The 13,904-nt window shown below is 72.5% G+C and carries 10 protein-coding genes and 1 pseudogene; 8 read left to right on the top strand and 3 right to left on the bottom strand.

Annotated elements, in window-relative coordinates; genetic code table 11:
* Positions 1 to 92: 92 nt before the first annotated feature.
* The gene (locus tag ACFZDI_RS00865) at positions 93 to 1,334 is read left to right on the top strand and encodes a TolB family protein (RefSeq protein WP_391246897.1); all 1,242 of its coding nucleotides are present in this window, start codon (positions 93 to 95) and stop codon (positions 1,332 to 1,334) included.
* Between the two features lie 300 nt (positions 1,335 to 1,634).
* A complete protein-coding gene (gene cimA / locus ACFZDI_RS00860; RefSeq protein WP_391246895.1) occupies positions 1,635 to 3,239 on the top strand; it encodes a citramalate synthase in 1,605 nt (534 codons plus the stop codon).
* A 76-nt stretch (positions 3,240 to 3,315) separates the two neighbouring features.
* Here the strand turns inward: cimA and ACFZDI_RS00855 are convergent, their stop codons facing one another.
* On the bottom strand, positions 3,316 to 4,002 hold the full coding sequence (locus ACFZDI_RS00855; protein WP_391246893.1) for an SLATT domain-containing protein: 687 nt from the start codon (positions 4,000 to 4,002) through the stop codon (positions 3,316 to 3,318).
* Positions 4,003 to 4,161: 159 nt separating this feature from the next.
* Here ACFZDI_RS00855 and ACFZDI_RS00850 point away from each other — a divergent pair, with 159 nt between their 5' ends.
* The 3 genes and pseudogenes from ACFZDI_RS00850 to ACFZDI_RS00840 all read left to right on the top strand — a co-directional run bounded on the left by ACFZDI_RS00850 (position 4,162) and on the right by ACFZDI_RS00840 (position 6,584).
* A complete protein-coding gene (locus ACFZDI_RS00850) occupies positions 4,162 to 5,511 on the top strand; it encodes a hypothetical protein (protein ID WP_391246891.1) in 1,350 nt (449 codons plus the stop codon).
* A gap of 265 nt (positions 5,512 to 5,776) precedes the next feature.
* Positions 5,777 to 6,028 (top strand): hypothetical protein, encoded by a 252-nt coding sequence (locus ACFZDI_RS00845; RefSeq protein WP_391246889.1) that lies wholly within the window; start codon positions 5,777 to 5,779, stop codon positions 6,026 to 6,028.
* Positions 6,025 to 6,584 (top strand): annotated as a pseudogene (locus ACFZDI_RS00840) (YdeI family protein). Before ACFZDI_RS00845 ends, ACFZDI_RS00840 begins: the two are co-directional and overlap by 4 nt.
* 69 nt (positions 6,585 to 6,653) lie before the next feature.
* Here the strand turns inward: ACFZDI_RS00840 and ACFZDI_RS00835 are convergent.
* Entirely contained in the window at positions 6,654 to 7,439 is a 786-nt protein-coding gene (locus tag ACFZDI_RS00835; RefSeq protein ID WP_234848407.1) for a trypsin-like serine protease, read from the bottom strand.
* 218 nt (positions 7,440 to 7,657) lie between these two features.
* Positions 7,658 to 8,260, bottom strand: coding sequence for a YceI family protein (locus ACFZDI_RS00830; protein WP_391246887.1), 603 nt, complete (start codon positions 8,258 to 8,260; stop codon positions 7,658 to 7,660).
* A 359-nt stretch (positions 8,261 to 8,619) separates the two neighbouring features.
* On the opposite strand from ACFZDI_RS00830, the gene ACFZDI_RS00825 reads away from it, so the two are divergent.
* The 3 genes from ACFZDI_RS00825 to ACFZDI_RS00815 all read left to right on the top strand — a co-directional run bounded on the left by ACFZDI_RS00825 (position 8,620) and on the right by ACFZDI_RS00815 (position 13,870).
* Positions 8,620 to 9,477 (top strand): SDR family oxidoreductase, encoded by an 858-nt coding sequence (locus ACFZDI_RS00825; protein WP_234848419.1) that lies wholly within the window; start codon positions 8,620 to 8,622, stop codon positions 9,475 to 9,477.
* Positions 9,478 to 9,759: 282 nt separating this feature from the next.
* The gene (locus ACFZDI_RS00820; protein WP_391246885.1) at positions 9,760 to 12,132 is read left to right on the top strand and encodes a polysaccharide lyase family 8 super-sandwich domain-containing protein; all 2,373 of its coding nucleotides are present in this window, start codon (positions 9,760 to 9,762) and stop codon (positions 12,130 to 12,132) included.
* Positions 12,133 to 12,286: 154 nt separating this feature from the next.
* Complete coding sequence (locus ACFZDI_RS00815) at positions 12,287 to 13,870, top strand: acyl-CoA carboxylase subunit beta (RefSeq protein WP_234848404.1); 1,584 nt, start codon at positions 12,287 to 12,289, stop codon at positions 13,868 to 13,870.
* Positions 13,871 to 13,904: the final 34 nt, after the last annotated feature.

The following is a 13,904-nucleotide window of genomic DNA, read 5'->3' as shown; positions in this document are numbered from 1 at the left end:
GGAGCCCTCGGCGCGGGGCCGGGGGAGAAGCGTCCACGGGGAAACGGGGGCACAGGTTCCCGGGACCCCGGGAACAACAGGGGGAACAGCACATGACCAGCACCAGGAAGGCCACGTCGATCACGCTCGGCGTGGCTCTGGCCGTCACGCTCGGCACCGTCGCCACGCTGCCCGCGACGGCGGCGCCCGCGCCGCGGACCGAGAAGGCGAGCGTGGCCCCGGACGGCACCGACGGCAACGCCCCCTCCGGCGGGCCGAGCCTGAGCGCCGACGGCCGCCGTCTTGCCTTCGTCTCCAGCGCCGACAACCTCGTCGCCGGTGACACCGACGGAGCCGCCGACGCCTTCGTCCGTGATCTGCGGACCGGCACGACCCGGATGGCCGGCCGTTCGGTGGACGGCTCCGTCGACGGCGTCGCCCTGAGCGGCAACGGCCGCCACCTGGCCTTCAGCGCCACCGGCCGGGACGACGGCCTGAGCCACATCTGGGTCGAGGACCTCACGACCGGCGCCGTGCAGCGCGTCGAGGACACCGTCGCCTCCGGATACGACACCGCCCGGCAGCCCGTCCTCAGCGCCGACGGCCGCTACGTCGCCTTCATCGCCGAGCGGTCGCAGTTCTCGGAGGGGGACGACCGCTGGGGCCGCGTCTACCGCGTCGACCGCACCAGCGGCAAGGCCGTCCGCATCAGCCAGGTGCCCGCCGCCGGCGCCCGCAAGACCGCCGCGACCAACCCGTCCATCAGCGCCGACGGCAAGCGCGTCGGCTACCAGTTCTTCGTTCCGCACCCCGCCCCGGGCGACTGGAGCGACGCCTGGGTGCGCGACGTCCCGAGCGGCGAGCTGATCCAGGCCGACCTCGCCCCGGACGGCCGGACGTCCGACGGGCAGGCCGAGTTCCCGCAGGTCAGCCCGGACGGCCGGTACGCGGTCTTCAACTCGCTCGACTCGCGGCTGACCCCGGGCGACACCAACCGGGGGCACAACGTCTTCGTCCGCGATCTGAAGACGGGCGGCCTGCGCCGGATCGACGCCGCCGACCCGGCCGCCTTCACCGCCCAACCGCGGCTCAGCGCGGACAACCGGTACCTGGCCTTCGTGTCGGTCGACCCCGGCGACACCGACTACACCCTTCGCGCGTATGTCCGGGACCTGCGCACCGGCCGCACGGTCCTCGCCAGCGCGGACACCGGGGGCGGCCCGAACGACCACAGCGTGTCCGCCCCGGTGATCGACCGCACCGGCCGCACGGTCGCCTTCAGCAGCTCCTCACCCGACCTCGTACCCGGCGACACGTACGACACCGCGCACGTCTACATCCGTCACCTGAAGTGACCGCCCGCATCCTGAGACAGCGGTGAGCGGAGCGCGGGGGTTGTGCCAAACTGCCCCCGTGCTCTCGTTCGCCATGATTATTGGCAGCAGGCGCGCCGGTCCGCAGTGACCGCACGTACGACCAGGTACGGGCGGACACCGTCGTCCTCGACCCGCGCGCAGACCTCTCGCACCCGCGAGAGGTTTTTCGCATTTCTGGCCCACCCGCAGCCGGAGGCGACAGCGCGAGGGACCATGTGAGGGCGGTGGAGCCGGTCATTCCGGTACGACCGAGATCCCATCCTCAGGAGCCTTGAGACCATGACCGAAACCAGCGAGCTCGACGATTCGTTCCACGTCTTCGACACCACCCTGCGCGACGGCGCCCAGCGGGAGGGCATCAACCTCACCGTCGCGGACAAGCTGGCCATCGCGCGGCACCTGGACGACTTCGGCGTGGGCTTCATCGAGGGCGGCTGGCCGGGCGCCAACCCCCGGGACACCGAGTTCTTCGCCCGTGCCCGGCAGGAGATCGACTTCCGGCACGCCCAGCTCGTCGCGTTCGGCTCCACCCGCCGCGCCGGCACCACCGCCGACCAGGACCCTCAGGTCAGAGCGCTGCTGGAGTCCGGCGCACCGGTCATCACCCTGGTCGCCAAGTCGCACGACCGCCACGTCGAACTCGCGCTGCGCACCACCCTGGACGAGAACCTGGCGATGGTCCGCGACACCGTGTCCTTCCTCAAGGCGCAGGGCCGGCGGGTCTTCATCGACTGCGAGCACTTCTTCGACGGCTACCGCGCCAACCCCGAGTACGCCAAGGCGGTCGTCCGCACCGCGTCGCAGGCCGGCGCGGACGTCGTCGTCCTGTGCGACACCAACGGCGGCATGCTCCCGGCCCAGATCCAGGCCGTCGTCTCCACCGTCCTCGCCGACACCGGCGCCCGGCTCGGCATCCACGCCCAGGACGACACGGGCTGCGCCGTCGCCAACACCCTGGCCGCCGTCGACGCCGGCGCCACCCATGTGCAGTGCACCGCCAACGGCTACGGCGAGCGCGTCGGCAACGCCAACCTCTTCCCGGTCGTGGCGGCCCTGGAGCTCAAGTACGGCAAGAAGGTCCTGCCCGAGGGGCACCTGCGCGAGATGACCCGCATTTCGCACGCCATCGCCGAGGTCGTCAACCTCACCCCCTCCACGCACCAGCCCTACGTCGGCCTCTCCGCCTTCGCCCACAAGGCCGGACTGCACGCCTCCGCGATCAAGGTCGACCCGGACCTGTACCAGCACATCGACCCCGAGCGGGTCGGCAACACCATGCGGATGCTGGTCTCCGACATGGCGGGCCGGGCCTCCATCGAGCTCAAGGGCAAGGAGCTCGGCATCGACCTCGGCGGCGACCGCGAGCTGGTCGGGCGGGTCGTCGAGCGCGTGAAGGAGCGCGAACTCAAGGGCTACACCTACGAGGCCGCCGACGCGAGCTTCGAACTCCTGCTGCGCGCCGAGGTCCAGGGCGAGCCGCTGCGCTACTTCGAGGTCGAGTCCTGGCGCGCCATCGTCGAGGACCGGCCCGACGGCTCCCACGCCAACGAGGCCACGGTCAAGTTGTGGGCCAAGGGCGAGCGCATCGTCGCCACCGCCGAGGGCAACGGCCCCGTCAACGCCCTCGACCGGGCCCTGCGCGTGGGCCTGGAGAAGATCTACCCGCAGCTCGCCAAGCTGGAGCTGGTGGACTACAAGGTCCGCATCCTGGAGGGCAAGCACGGCACCAACTCCACGACCCGCGTGCTCATCTCCACGTCCGACGGCACGGGCGAGTGGTCGACCGTCGGTGTCGCCGACAACGTCATCGCCGCGAGCTGGCAGGCCCTGGAGGACGCGTACACGTACGGGCTGCTGCGCGCGGGGGTCGATCCGGCGGAGTAGCCGAGGGTTCGGCCGGGCCGCGGCCTCGGCCGCCGCGTCTGCGGCCTGACGCGCACGACAGGCCCCGCGGCGGGTGTCACATCGCGGTGTCCCGGGACCGCGGCACCGGAACCTCGCCGCCCCGGTCCCGCCCGGGGCCCCGGTCGAGGCGGAACAGACCCGCGGTGTGGGAGCGCTGGCCGGTGGCGGAGGTGGTGGAGCGGGTCAGCTCCTCGACGCCGTCGGCCAGATAGCCGACCCACGCCGTGCCCTCGTCCTCGATGATCCGCTGCGCGTCGGTCCGCAGCCGCTCGATCACCCCGAGCAGGGCGGCCTGCTCCTTGTCGCTGGGGGAGTCGGTGGTCCGCAGGAACGCCTGCGCCCAGTCGGACTGCGCCTTCTTGAGGATCTGCTGCAGTGCCATCTCCGCGCGGATGTAGCGGGTCCAGGACGCCGAGAACCCGAAGATCCGGTCGAAGAGCACGCAGCCCGCCCCGCCGGCCAGGAACACGAACCCCCACTCGGGCTGCACGGTCGTGGGCGAGGCCGCGTGCACCAGCGGTGTGATCGTGCCGACGATGCCCAGCAGCGTGGCGAGCGCCCGCAGCGAACGCGACCACAGCGACGGCCCCCGGCGCCGTGCCAGGTACCAGCCGATCGCCGACCTCACCTCCGCCTCGGCGTGCCGGAACAGCTCCCACAGCAGGTCGGCGCGCGTACGCGACCGGTCCAGCTCGGTCAGTTCGGACACCGTCATGTCCGCAGCCCTGCGTCGTCCGAACATGTCCCGCTCCCGCCCCTCCTGGATGGCCAGGGGCATCCTAGGCCGTGCCCGCGAGGTCCCGCCCGCCCCACGACGGACACGACCCGGGCACAGCCGCGTCCCCATATCCCTTGCTCGACGGATAACCCTTTTTGGGGTGTTTCGGGTAGCTTCGAACATATGAGGGCCGCACTGGTGCGTACCGTCGTACGTCTGCTGATCGTGCCGTTCGCCGCCGTGCTGGCGGTGCTGCTGGCCGGTGCGCCGGGCGCGCACGCGGCCACCGACCTCTCCGAGGTCGCCCGGGAGCTGCGCCAGAGCCCCGTCTACGTCGACCCGGCCGCCTCCGGGCAGCTCGCGGCGTCGGACGCCGAGGCGCTCGCCGACAAGATCAAGGACGCGGACAAACCCGTCTTCGTGGCGGTCCTCCCGGCCGGTTACCCCACCCAGGACCTCTTCCGGAACCTCCGCACCGAGACCGGCGTCACCGGCCTGTACGGCATCCGTCTCGGCGACCGCTTCGACGCCCGCGCCGACAGCTCCGTGATGAGCCGGCAGGCGGTGTCCAACCTGGTCACGTCCGTGCAGGGCGCGGGCGACGCCAAGGCCCAGCTGAACGACTTCGTCGACGACGCCCTGCGCAACGTGGGCGGGTCGGCGCCGAGCAGCTGGAGCGGCGGCTCGGGCACCGACGTGCCGGTCGGCGGCCTGATCACGGTCGGCGCCCTGGTGGCGGCCGGCGGCGCGGGCGCCTACGCCATGGTCCGCCGCAACCGGCGCCGCCACGAGGAAGAGCAGCGGGCCGCCCTGGAGAAGCTGCGGGTGGTCGTCGACGAGGACATCACAGCGTTCGGCGAGGAACTCGACCGGCTCGACTTCCATCCCGGGGAGCCCGGCGCCGACGACGCGATGCGCACCGACTACGAGCGGGCCCTGGACTCCTACGAGCAGGCCAAGTCCCTGATGGCGGCCGCGACGAAACCCGAGGACGTCCGGGCCGTCACCCAGGCCGTGGAGGACGGCCGCTTCTCCCTCGCCCGGCTCGCGGCCCGCCGCGAGGGCGGGGCCCTGCCGGAGCGCCGCCCGCCCTGCTTCTTCGACCCGCGCCACGGCCCCTCGGTCGCCGACGCCACCTGGACGCCCCCGGCCGGCACCGCCCGCGAGGTCCCCGTCTGCGCGGCCGACGAAAGGCGTCTGGCCGAGGGCCGCGACCCGGTGATCCGCGAGGTCGACACCGACTACGGCCGCCGCCCCTACTGGGACGCCGGGCCGGCGTACGGTCCCTGGGCCGGCGGCTACTTCGGCGGCGGCCTCCTGCCCGGCCTCCTCGTCGGCACCGTGCTCGGCAGCATGATGGCCGCCCCCGCCTACGCGGCCGACTACGGCTCCGGCTACGGCGACTTCGGCGGCTACGAGGGCGGCGACGTCTCCGGAGCGGACTTCAACGCCGGCGACTTCGGCGGCGATTTCGGAGGCGGCTTCGGCGGAGGGGACTTCGGCGGCGGCGGGGACTTCGGGGGCGGGTTCTGAGCCACCGCTCAGCGACCGGCACGCGGGCGAGTCCGAGGGCTCGCCTTCGGCCGGGTCCACCGGCTGTCCTGCCGCGGGGCCCGGGCGGCGGTCCGGGGCGTGTCCCGTCGGCCGTCCCCTCGATGGATGAGGACGACCGCCAGGAGGCAGCCCGTCGGCCCGAGAGCGGTCTGCCCCCAGGGGACGCAGCCTGGTCGACGCCCACGCGGAGATCGGCGACGCCGCCCACCCGGCCCGCCCGATCGTCACCGGCCACAAGCGGTGGATGCTCGACTTGTTCACGGCCCTCGCCGCGGAGATCACACCCGGGACGGCGGATGCGACCGCCCGGACGCCGATGCTCCTGCACGAGGGCGCCCCGGTCGCCCACGGCCCGGGCGTCTTCCCCGACGCCGTCGCCGAGGCCCGCGACCAGGCCTTCCTGCTCGCCTGGATCGTGTCCGGGGCAGGCGGGACTGTGCCGACACGACCCAGCGGACAGCCGCGGTCCTGCTTCCTTCTTACGGTGGTCCCATGACCACCTCCGACGACGCGGGTCCCCTCACCTTCGAGACCACCGCCGACCTGGACTCCTGGCTCACCGCGCACCCGGCGCCGCACTCCGGCAGGGTTCGGGCATCCGCTCCGTCAGTGCCGCCGACGTCAACGACCTGGCGCTGTGCCACGGGTGGATCACCGGGTGGCGCAAGGGGCTTGACGAGGCGTGCTACCTCCAGCGGATCACGCCGCGGCGTCCGGGCAGCGTCTGGTCCGTGGTCAACGTCCGGCGGGTCGAGGAGCTGACCGCCGCCGGACGGATGCGGCCCGGCGGGCTCGCGGAGGTGGCGGCGGCGCGGGCGGACGGCCGGTGGGAGGCGGCGTACGCGTCGCAGAAGGAGGCCGCGGTCCCCGAGGACCTGGCGGCGGCGCTGGAGCAAAGCCCCCGGGCCGCCGCGGCGTTCGACGCCCTCGGGCGGACGGACCGGTACCTGGCGATGCTCGCCGTGCTGCGGGCCAGGACGGCGCGGAGCCGGGCCGCGCAGGTGGCGGCGGCGGTGCGGAAGCTGGAGTCGCCGGAGCCCCGGAAGCGGTGAGTCCGTGCGGCGGGGCCCGCTCGCGGAACGGGCCCGGCGCCCCTCGGCGCCGGGCCCCGAAGCCCTGTGTCAGAGGCTCGACGCCGCCGAGGCGATGGCCGAGGCGAAGGTGGAGACCTCCGTGTAGACGCCGGGAGCCTCGGGCCGGGCGCAGCCCTCGCCCCAGCTCACGATGCCCACCTGGATGAAGTTGCCCGCGTTGTCCTTGCGGAACATCGGGCCGCCGGAGTCGCCCTGGCAGGTGTCGACACCACCCGCGTCGAAGCCGGCGCAGATCTCCTCGTTCGCGACGAGGTCGCTGTAGAGGCCGCCGTAGGCCTTGCACGCGGCGTCGCTGACGAACGGCACGGTCGCCTTGAGGAGGTAGCGCTGCTGGGAGCCGCCCTCCCGGTTCGCGCCCCAGCCAGCGACGGTGAAGTCACCGGTGTTGTACTGCGTCGTGGTGGCGATCTTCAGCGTCGGCAGGTTGATGGGCTGCGCGAGCTTGATGAGCGCCCAGTCCTTGCCGGTGCCGTTGTAGCCGGGGGCGCGCAGCACCTTGGTGGAGCGGACCTGGACCCGGCCGCTGGTGGACTGGAGGTCGACGACCCCCGCGGTGGCGGTGATGCCGGTGTTGTTGCCCGAACTGCCCACGCAGTGCGCGGCAGTGAGCACGATCTGCTGGGTGTAGAGGGCGCCGCCGCAGCCCATCGAGAGCCGGACCATGAACGGGAACTCGCCCTGCGCGGCCCGGGTCCCGCCGACGACGGGCGACGGGGCGGCCTGGGCGGCGGAGACGGGCTGGAGACTGGCGATCGCGAGTGCGGCGGCACCGAGGACCGCGCATCTCTTGAGGGCCGTGAGGAGTCTCTTCAACGTGATGCCTTCCATGGGGGGTTGACTGGGGAGGTGCAACCGAAGCATCAGATTGACGAGTGCATGACAGCAGCAGAGGCAAAAAGAACGTCCATGTGCTGGCATGGACTGGTCAAAATACTGCTGCTGGATTATGGGAACGCCGGCAGTCTTTGCACAAGGGGCCGGAACAAGCCAGACCGGCCCGGTGACGCTTCACCGGGCCGGTCCCGCAGGGCTCACGCGTTCCTGATGGCCGAGATGTCGAAGTTCAGCTTGATCTTGTCCGAGACCAGGACACCGCCGGTCTCCAGCGCGGCGTTCCAGGTCAGGCCCCACTCGGAGCGCAGGATCTCCGCCTTGCCCTCGAAGCCGACGCGCTCGTTGCCGAAGGGGTCCTTCGCGGCGCCGTTGAACTCCAGGTCGATGGAGAGCGTGCGGGTGGTGCCGAGGATCGTCAGGTCGCCGGTGATCCGGTAGTCGTCGCCGCCGAGCGCCTCCGCCTTGGTGGAGCGGAAGGTCATGGTCGGGAACTCCTCCGTCTTGAAGAAGTCCGCGCTCTTGAGGTGGCCGTCACGGTCGGCGTTGCCGGTCTCGATGCTGTCCATCACGACGTCGAGGGAGGCCGTCGAGCGCGACGGGTCGGTGCCGTCGAGGTGCAGCGCGCCGGTGAAGTCCTGGAAGCTGCCCTTGACGTTCGTGACCATGGCGTGCCGGGCGGTGAAGCCGATCGTCGAGTGCGCCGGGTCGATCGTGTAGTCGCCGGTCAGGGCGGCCAGCTCGGGGTTCACGGCGGTGTTCGCGGCGGCGGTGCGGGTCTCGGTGCGGCTGAAGATGCTCATGGTGTACGCCTCCTGTGCGTGATGTTGAATCTTTAACTACTCCAACGCGACCCACCGTAGACCTATTCCGTTCAATGTTCAACATCTTCGGGGAAGGTTCTCAGCTCCGCGTCAGCAGCACGCCTCTCGTTCCGCCGCATGGCGCAATCCCGCGGCTCGCGCGGGTGCACCCGTCGACGTCGTGCGCGGTGGCCCCGCGCCGGTCGGCCCAGGGGACGCGGCCCCTCGCGCGCGGGGCGTCGGGCCACGGCCGGTGCCCGGTGCGGTGGCGGTGTCCGGCGAGAGGGGGTTCCGTGTCAAGGGAGCGCATGGAGACAGACGAGACCACGGCGGACGCACAGCGCAGGGGAGAGCGACTCGTGACACTCACCGGCTCCGGCTCGGCCCACGACCCACCGGCGGATCCCGCCCCGCGCCGCTCCACGGCCCCCGTACCCGCCCGGGTGCACCAGTACGGGCCACCGCGACGTCTCGACCGGCGCGTGGCCCTGGTCACCGGCGCCTCCTCCGGCATCGGGGCGGCCACGGCCCGGCGGTTCGCGATGGACGGCTGGCAGCTGCTTCTCAGCGGCCGCGACCGGAACCGGCTGGAGCAGACGGCCTCCGGCACCTCGGCCGTCGTGCTGCCCGCCGACCTCGCCGCCCCGGACGGGCCGCGCCTGCTGGCCCAGTCCGCGCTGCACACCACCGGCCGCATCGACGTCCTGGTCGCCGGGGCGGGCATGGGCTGGACGGGCCCCTTCACCGCCATGCCGCACACCGACATCGACCGGGTGCTGAGCCTCGACCTCAACGCCACGCTGCACCTGGTGCGGGAGGTCCTGCCCTCCATGATCGCGGCCGGGCGGGGCCGTGTGGTGCTGCTCGGCTCGGTCGCGGGCTGCGTGGGCCTGCGGGAGGAGGCGGTGTACTCCGCCGCCAAGGCCGGCCTGGCCGCGTTCGCCGAGGCGCTGCGCCAGGAGCTGCGGGGCACGGGCGTGGGCGTCACCCTCGTCGTCCCCGGAGCCGTCGACACGGCCTTCCACACCCGCCGCGGCAGGCCCTACGACGGCACCCGCACCGGACTGCTCTCGCCGGGCTGCGTCGCCGGCACCATCTGGGAGGCCGTCCGGGAGGAACGCGACGAGGCCTACGTCCCCGCCTGGCTGACCGTCCCCGGCCGGGTCCGAGGCCTCGCACCGGGCCTGTACCGCCGCCTGCTCAACCGCTTCGGCTGAGCCGTCGTGTCCGTGCCGGCCGACCGGGCCTGCATGCGAGGTCGCTGATCCGCCTGCGCGGCAGCACCGCCGCCTGCTCAGCCGCTTCGGCCGAGTCGTGCGGGGCCTTCGTCGCCCCGAGCCGGACTCGTGGCGCCACCCGTGCTGCCGTGGGTCATCCGTACCGCCGCTCCGGCCGGATTCGTGCGGCCACCCGCCCTGCCGTGCTGCCGTTCCGCCGTTCCGGTCACTCCGGCCTGATCCACCGTTCAGGTGAGCGCCTCCCCGTGGTAGGGCATGGGCATGACTCCCCAGCATCGCTTCGGCCCCCACCGCACGGCCGGGGCCGCCGCCTCGTTCCGGCCCGGCCGCCGTGCCCTGCTGCTGGCGGCCGCGGCCCTCGCGGCGACCGGGGGCGCGGCGCCCGCGGGGCCGAACGCCGACCCGCCGGGCGACCGATACAACACCCTTCGCCGCCGTTGGCTCGGCATCTCCCTCGGCACCGGCTACGACCCGGCGGCCGAGCCCTACGCCGCCCGGCTCGCCGAGACCGGCGCACTCGCCCGCGCCCTGCACGCGAGCATGGTCCCCACGGCGAACTCCCTCTGGCCCGGCCACCCCTTCGACCCCCCGGCCGGCATCACCCTCGGCTACGCGCGCCTGTGGACCATGACCCGGGCCTACGTCCAGCAGGGCACCGGCTCGACCGCCGACCCCGGCCTCCTCGCCGGCATCCTGCGCGGCCTCGACCACCTCTCCGCCACCGTCTACCACCCCGCCACCACCCCCTACGGCAACTGGTGGGAGTGGCAGATCGGCAGCCCCCGCCTGCTGATGGACATCACGGCCGCGCTGTACGAGGAACTGGGCCGGACCCGCGTCGACGCCGCCTGCGCCGCCGTGGACCACTTCGTCCCCGACGCGGCCCTCGGCGACTACAGCGGCACCTCCACCGGCGCCAACCGCGTCGACCTGTGCCGCTCCGTCGCCCTGCGCGGCGTCCTCGGCCGTGACCCCGCCAAGATCGCCCTGGCCCGGGACGCGCTCTCCCCGGTCTTCCCGTACGTCACCCGGGGCGACGGCCTCTACGCCGACGGCTCCTTCGTCCAGCACACCTGGGTCGCCTACTCGGGCACCTACGGCCAGGTCGTGCTCGACGGGCTCGGCCGCCTCTTCGCCCTGCTCGCCGGATCCGACTGGGAGGTCACCGACCCCGGCCGGCAGATCGTCCTCGACAGCGTCGAGCGGGCCTACGCGCCGCTCCTCCACGACGGACTGGTCATGGACAGCGTCAACGGGCGGGCCATCAGCCGCGGTCACCTCACCACCGACGACCGCGGGATCCTGCGCGGCGACCACTACCACGGCCACCAGCTCATCGCGGCCGTCGCCCTCCTCGCCACCTGCGCGAGCCCGGCGGAACGCGACCGCTGGCACGCCCGCATCAAGGGCTGGATCGAACGGGACACCGTCAGCCCTCTCCTGACGTCCCCCCAGTTCGGTGTCGCCGACCTGGCCCGGCTGCACGCCGTCGCCGCCGCACCCGGCCCGGCCGCGCCCGAACCCACCGGACACCACCTGTTCGCCGCCATGGACCGCGCCGTCCACCGCGGCCCCGGCCTCACCGTGAACATCGCCATGGCCAGCGACCGCATCGCCCACTACGAGTGCGGCAACGGCGAGAACCCCCGCGGCTGGCACACCGGCGCGGGCATGGTCAGCTGGTGGGCCGAGGGCACCGGCGACCAGTACACGGACTGGTTCTGGCCTACCGTCGACTGGTACCGGCTGCCCGGCACCACCGTCTCCACCAAGCGGCTCGCCGACCGCGAAGGAGGCGAGTGGGGCACCGCCCGCCCGGACGCGCGCTGGGTCGGCGGCACCACCGACGGCACCCATGCGGCGCTCGGCCAGCACCTCAAGGGCCTCGGCTCCACCCTGGAGGCCCGCAAGTCCTGGTTCTGCGTCGCGGACGCGGTGATCTGCCTGGGCGCCGGGATCACCTGTGCCGACGGCGTCCCGGTCGAGACGGTCGTCGACAACCGCAACCTCGGCGCGAACGGCACCCAGCGCTTCGTGAAGGGACCGAGGTGGGCCCACCTGGAGGACCACGGCGGCTGGCTGGTGCTCGACGGCGAGCTGAGGGCGCTGCGCGAGGACCGCACCGGCGCCTGGTCCGACATCAACACCGGCGGCACGCCGGAGCGGCGCACCCGCCGCTGGCAGACCCTCTGGCTCGACCACGGCACCGACCCCGAGGACGCCACGTACGCCTATGTCCTCATGCCCGGGGCGTCCCGCCCGGCGGTCGCCCGGCGCGCCGCCGACCGTCACTGGCTGTCGATGCTCGCCAACGATCCGCACCGCCAGGCGGTCACCGTGCCGTCCCTGGGCTGCACGGCCGCGAACTTCTGGACCGCGGGCACCGCGGGCCCGCTCACCGCGTCCGACGCCGCGAGCGTGCTGACCGTCGTCCGGGGCCGCACCGCTACCCTCTGCGTGAGCGAACCGCCCCGCACGGGCGCGCCCCTGGAGATCACCTGGGACCGCCCGGTCCGGCGGGTCGACCGCCTGGACGACACCGTCGAGGTGCTCTCCACAGGCCGCCGGCTGCGCGTGCGCGTCACCCCGGGGGAGGCATGCGCCACGCATATCTGTGAGGTGACTCTCGCCTGACGGTTTTGTTCGACCCTTACAAGCGACACGCCCGCTGAGCAGTCGGAAAGGCTGCACTCCGCCACGGTTCTGTTCAGGGGTACCAGGAAAACACGCCGGAGACTGTGAGGAGTCGACGGCCCGGATTTCTCGCTCGGCTTCGTATGGTCGCTACATGACCGTTTTGGATGAGGCGCCGGGTGAGCCGACCGACGCGCGTGGACGCGTGGCCGAACTGCACGAGATCCGTGCGCAGGCGGTGGCCGGACCGAGCGAGAAGGCGACCGCGGCGCAGCACGCCAAGGGCAAGCTGACGGCGCGCGAGCGCATCGAACTCCTCCTCGACCCGGAGTCCTTCCGGGAGGTCGAGCAGCTGCGCCGGCACCGCGCCACGGGCTTCGGCCTGGAGGCCAAGAAGCCGTACACCGACGGTGTCATCACCGGCTGGGGCACGGTGGAAGGCCGCACGGTCTTCGTCTACGCGCACGACTTCCGCATCTTCGGCGGCGCCCTGGGCGAGGCCCACGCCACGAAGATCCACAAAATCATGGACATGGCCATCGCGGCCGGTGCCCCGCTGGTGTCGCTGAACGACGGCGCCGGCGCCCGCATCCAGGAGGGCGTCTCGGCCCTCGCCGGCTACGGCGGCATCTTCCAGCGCAACACCAAGGCCTCGGGCGTCATCCCGCAGATCTCGGTCATGCTCGGCCCGTGCGCCGGCGGCGCGGCCTACAGCCCCGCCCTCACCGACTTCGTCTTCATGGTCCGCGAGACGTCGCAGATGTTCATCACCGGCCCGGACGTCGTCAAGGCGGTCACCGGCGAGGAGATCACCCAGAACGGCCTGGGCGGCGCCGACGTCCACGCCGAGACGTCCGGCGTCTGCCACTTCGCCTACGACGACGAAGAGACCTGCATCGCCGAGGTCCGCTACCTCCTCTCGCTGCTCCCGCAGAACAACCGCGAGAACCCGCCCCGCACCGAGTCCTCGGACGCGGCCGACCGCCGCTCGGACGTCCTCCTGGACCTGGTCCCGGCGGACGGCAACCGGCCCTACGACATGGCCAAGGTCATCGAGGAGATCGTCGACGACGGCGACTACCTGGAGGTCCACGAGCGCTGGGCCCGCAACATCATCTGCGCGCTCGGCCGGATGGACGGCCAGGTCGTCGGCATCGTGGCGAACCAGCCGCAGGCCCTGGCGGGCGTGCTGGACATCGAGGCCTCCGAGAAGGCGGCCCGCTTCGTGCAGATGTGCGACGCGTTCAACATCCCGATCATCACTCTTCTGGACGTCCCCGGCTTCCTCCCGGGCGTCGACCAGGAGCACGGTGGCATCATCCGCCACGGCGCGAAGCTCCTCTACGCCTACTGCAACGCGACCGTGCCGAGGATCTCGTTGATCCTGCGCAAGGCCTACGGAGGTGCGTACATCGTCATGGACAGCCAGTCCATCGGTGCCGACCTCACCTACGCGTGGCCGACGAACGAGATCGCCGTCATGGGAGCGGAGGGTGCGGCCAACGTCATCTTCCGCCGCCAGATCGCCGACGCCGAGGACCCCGAGGCCATGCGGGCCCGCATGGTCAAGGAGTACAAGTCCGAGCTGATGCACCCCTACTACGCGGCCGAGCGCGGCCTGGTCGACGACGTCATCGACCCCGCCGAGACCCGCGAGGTGCTCATCAAGTCCCTCGCGATGCTCCAGACCAAGCACGCGGACCTGCCGTCCCGCAAGCACGGCAACCCGCCGCAGTAACCCGGCGGACATCTTCCTCACGGAGACTGACACC

This window comes from Streptomyces sp. NPDC007907, from assembly GCF_042959365.1.
GTDB classification, from domain to species: domain Bacteria; phylum Actinomycetota; class Actinomycetes; order Streptomycetales; family Streptomycetaceae; genus Streptomyces; species Streptomyces indiaensis.
Note: the sequence above shows the minus strand (reverse complement) of the source record. Positions and strands in the feature narration are given on the sequence as shown.